The organism is Thalassotalea sp. G20_0 (assembly GCF_017744175.1).
GTDB lineage: Bacteria > Pseudomonadota > Gammaproteobacteria > Pseudomonadales > Endozoicomonadaceae > Endozoicomonas.
In genome coordinates, this window is the sequence record NZ_JAGHQV010000156.1 from 1 (window position 1) to 2,256 (window position 2,256).

Consider the following 2,256-nt stretch of genomic DNA (forward strand, 5'->3'; position numbering starts at 1 on the left):
GCCGGTCACTTCTGACTTCCAGCGACAAAAGGCCTGGGCTTCATGACAGTTGACGTCTACCGGCCAGTTCCAGGGCATATCGATCTCTGCCAGCATGGTGCGGTAGCGATAACTGTCCCCTTCGGGGGGCCAGAATTCGGGGTGGCGCGCTTTACCATCCGTGTTGCTGAACGTGTTCCAGGCCCAGCCTTCATCCGTCCACCAGCGTTCATTGTCATAACCGCCGGCATCAATAAAGGCTTTAAACTCCTGATTGCTCACCAGGTATTCGCTGGCTTTGAAGGGGGCCACCTCAACCTCAAAGCGGCCATATTCATTGTCCCAGCCGGATCGGATAGGCTTAAGCCATTGCCGTCAGATCTTCAGGCAATGGCGTCAGACTATTTATCAGCGCGTCAGCAGCACTGATGGCGGCGTATTTTTCGCCGCCTTGATAATGCTCTCTAACCATTGCATCACTGCGCTCCAGAGCCATTGCAAGGGCAGTTCTATCCGAGAGTGCTGGATTGTCTGCCTGCGCCTGTGTTTTCAGTGACAAAATCTGGGCAGCTTTCAAGTATGACTTCAGGTTTTTCTCTGTGTGGTGCGTGATGATTGAAGCCAGCACCATTGCTTTTGTGTTCATCTCAGATACAGGGTGGGATAACGCCTGTATTAATTGTTCCATTTGGTCCTCTGGAACTTTGCCTTGTAAAGCAAGGGTCAGGTTTTCTTTATTGGTAAAATACTGTTCCAAATCACTGGATTTATTCAGAAGTTCGTTTCTTGCCTGGCTGAAAATCTCAGGATTAGGGTATTTGAAATTAGCAGAAAAAGTGGCCAGGTCTCCAGCTGTTTGAAGCTTCAGTGACATAATGTCTGCCTCAAGAGGGCCTGTATCGGCACCTGATGTGATCTGATTCTTTAACAGTATCAGTGCATCTTTAACGGCTTGCCGTTTATCTTCCTGAAACCACTCGTTGATTTGCTTTTCTACAAAGCCCTGCCTTTCAACGCCCATGATATAGGATCCGGACCTGATGTTATTATCTTCCCTTGAAATTACTCCCAGGTCTTTTTCCAGAGCTTCCAGGTTGGGTTCTTCGCTTTTGGCATCTGAAGGATCTTTTTGCGTTAAAATTATTTCTATAATGCGATCTTGAATCGTGCTAGCTTGTTGAATTTTTGAAACACCCTCAATACTGGCAAGATTACACTGGGCCAGAGCAAGAGCCATGAAATAATTATTATTCTGCTCTGTGCTGCAGTCATTGTCGCCATCTCTATGAAAAGGGGTAAAACCTGTAACAAGTTCAAAGATTGCATCTCTCGCCTTAAAGTTATCATTTAACAGGCTCTCTGCCTTTTTTAATCGGTCTGAAAAAACATCCTGAAGTGTTTGAAGTTCCGGGTTTACGGCGGCTTTCTCAGTCTGGGTATTTTCTGTGGTGCTGACAGGTGATGTTTCCCCTGTTAATGGAGGGAGTTGCGCAGAAGATGAAATCATCGTTGATTGTCCTCAAAAATATGGCACTACTATAATTGGTGAGAGAATTAATTGGTGCGAGAATTTCTATTTGACTGTTTGCATGCAGAGCAATGCTGTAGGTATGACCAGTCAGACATCAATTAGTTCCGGCAAAGTTGTTGCAGGAAGAAGCCACAGTGGGACTTTTGGGCCCGGGCTCAAAACAACCCGTAATAAAATGCGAAGGTTGATTTATGCATCAAGCCACTGCTGTTTCACCCCAGTTAGAATCATTTATTTTTAATCCTCAAATAGAGGATTCAGATATTCCATTTGCTTTTTTCGGTTTCAGGAAGGTGCATGTACAGGAAGTACGTAACCAACCGGATTCCTGTCATTTGGCAGCACTTCCTGACATGGAACTGCAACTCATTGCCCGTCAGTTGAGTTTTTCTGATTTCGTCAATTTCAGTGCGACCCATACACGCCATGTGTCGTGCCTCCGGTCAGATTCCCTGATTAAAGAAATTTTTGACCGCGATACATCCATGACATTGCTGCTCCTGGAAAGGGCGAACAACAAAGCGAAATATTACCTGCATGGCCTGACGTTGAATTTTGAGGCGGTTTGAGCAAGTTTTTAGTAGCGGTGATGAGCAAACTTGCACAACCGGCCTTCAAGTGAGGTACACAGACACGGGGCCGGATTACAGTGTTTTATGCCGCCACACTGTGCACTGGGCAACCGTATGTTGATATTTCCGGGCTGTTTCCCTGATCACAAACGGGAGATCGACGGGGGGGCGTAC

Annotated in this window: 3 protein-coding genes; 1 reads left to right on the forward strand and 2 read right to left on the reverse strand. The window is 46.4% G+C overall.

Annotated features, from left to right (window positions below; translation table 11 throughout):
- Positions 1-336 (reverse strand): SUMF1/EgtB/PvdO family nonheme iron enzyme (locus J7438_RS25150; protein ID WP_353620196.1); only part of this gene is annotated, 336 nt, incomplete at its 3' end.
- A 4-nt stretch (positions 337-340) separates the two neighbouring features.
- On the reverse strand, positions 341-1,486 hold the full coding sequence (locus tag J7438_RS25155) for a hypothetical protein (protein WP_209278791.1): 1,146 nt from the start codon (positions 1,484-1,486) through the stop codon (positions 341-343).
- Between the two features lie 215 nt (positions 1,487-1,701).
- Here J7438_RS25155 and J7438_RS25160 point away from each other — a divergent pair, with 215 nt between their 5' ends.
- Entirely contained in the window at positions 1,702-2,079 is a 378-nt protein-coding gene (locus J7438_RS25160) for a hypothetical protein (RefSeq protein WP_209278792.1), read from the forward strand.
- Positions 2,080-2,256 lie beyond the last annotated feature (177 nt).